Source organism: Rhizobium sophoriradicis (genome assembly GCF_003939025.1).
GTDB classification, from domain to species: Bacteria; Pseudomonadota; Alphaproteobacteria; order Rhizobiales; family Rhizobiaceae; genus Rhizobium; species Rhizobium sophoriradicis.
Window position 1 is genome coordinate 1 of record NZ_RQIH01000052.1, and the last position, 1436, is coordinate 1436.

Genomic DNA, 1436 nt, shown 5'->3' on the forward strand with positions numbered 1-1436 from the left:
CCGCAGGCTTGGCTCACCCAAACACTTGAGCGGATCGCCAACGGCTGGTCGAGCAGCGATCTCGATGCACTCATGCCGTGGAATTACGCGCGCTGAACGGTCTCAGCTTGCCGCTTACGCAAGAACTGGCTCTTCGCCGGATCGGACGAGGGCGGCGAACGTGCCGCCGCCATTCTGTCGCTGATCGAAACCGCGAAGCTCAACGATCTCGAGCCGGAAGCTTATCCTCGCCAGGTATGTTAATTGATCATTATCGACTTTATTCTTGAGGTGATTGGCTACACCACCGCCAGGCTCATGTTGCCGCTCATCACCCTCGGGAAAGTGCGCGTGCAATCCGTATCCTCGACCGAGACAGGATTTAACCGGCTGGGATTTAAACGTGTCCCGGATGGCTCACTGATTTGCCAAGCTCCTATGGCAGGATGGATCGGTCTGATGCCGTGGGTGCTTGTGGTCGTTCTTATCGTCACTACCGCGTAACCCGCCCCACCACCGGACGCTTACGCCAGACACTGTCGCGCCAGCAGATGAACCCTTGCGCTTGAGCAAGCCACACTATCACAGCGTTGATTCCGTGTTCCAAAGATATGAAGGGACCTCCGATCCTCCACGTTACAACACCGCCATGAACCAAGGGAATCGGCTTTTCTTCATCAAAATCTCCTCGAGCATCTTGGTGAGAAAATTCTACTTTTGAAGCCACTCATCCATGGGAGGATTACCTTGAATCGGCGGTAAACGGCCGGTCTTTGGGGCGCTTATCTCCGGCCAAACTGGCGGTCTATATCCGCCCTCGGTGCTGGCAATTACAATTGCCAAGACACATGAAGCAAAAATGAGCACGGCGATGATCTTGTAGGCCACCCAGATGTCTCGCTGAATCGCTATTTTTGAATATAGGCTAGTATGTAAATCAGAAGTTATCAAAGGCAGTAGCTCGGTTCGGATTATCCCCCAAGAGAGCCAAAGCTTAAATGCAGCGGCGGATCGAAGACAAGTGCGGAATGATTTACCGGCTAGCTAGATTCTGTTAAGTTCTTGATGAGCCTCCAAATACCAGTCGACGAAGGCTTTTACGCCGACGTCCAAGGTCGTTGCCGGTTTGTAGCCCGTCAGCGCGACAAGCAGATCGGGGGCGGCGAAGGTGCGCGGCACATCGCCCTTCTGCATCGCCAGCATCTGGCGAATGGCAGGCTGGCCGAGTGCCTTTTCTACCGTCTCGACGAAATCCATCAGGCTGACCGGCTGGCCACCGCCGATATTGACGACGCGGAAGGGCGCCTGGCGCGAAAGCGTTTCGACCGCCGCGTCGTCGAGGCGATTTTCCTCGCGGGGCGCAATTGCCGACAATCTGACGATCGCTTCGACGAGGTCATCGATATAGGTGAAATCACGGCTCATATTGCCTTCGCCGTAGATCTCGATCGGCTGGC

The 1436-nt window shown here is 55.3% G+C and carries 3 protein-coding genes; 2 read left to right on the plus strand and 1 reads right to left on the minus strand.

Features of this window, described 5'->3' with window-relative positions; all coding sequences use genetic code 11:
• On the plus strand, nucleotides 1-96 hold a 96-nt coding region (locus tag EFR00_RS32715), incomplete at its 5' end, for a transposase domain-containing protein (protein WP_148102834.1).
• 147 nt (nucleotides 97-243) lie between these two features.
• On the plus strand, nucleotides 244-483 hold the full coding sequence (locus tag EFR00_RS32725) for a hypothetical protein (RefSeq protein WP_077994912.1): 240 nt from the start codon (nucleotides 244-246) through the stop codon (nucleotides 481-483).
• Nucleotides 484-1023: 540 nt separating this feature from the next.
• Here EFR00_RS32725 and EFR00_RS32730 read toward each other — a convergent pair.
• Nucleotides 1024-1436, minus strand: a 413-nt coding sequence (locus EFR00_RS32730; RefSeq protein WP_125864905.1) for an NAD-dependent epimerase/dehydratase family protein, incomplete at its 5' end; no start/stop codon positions are given.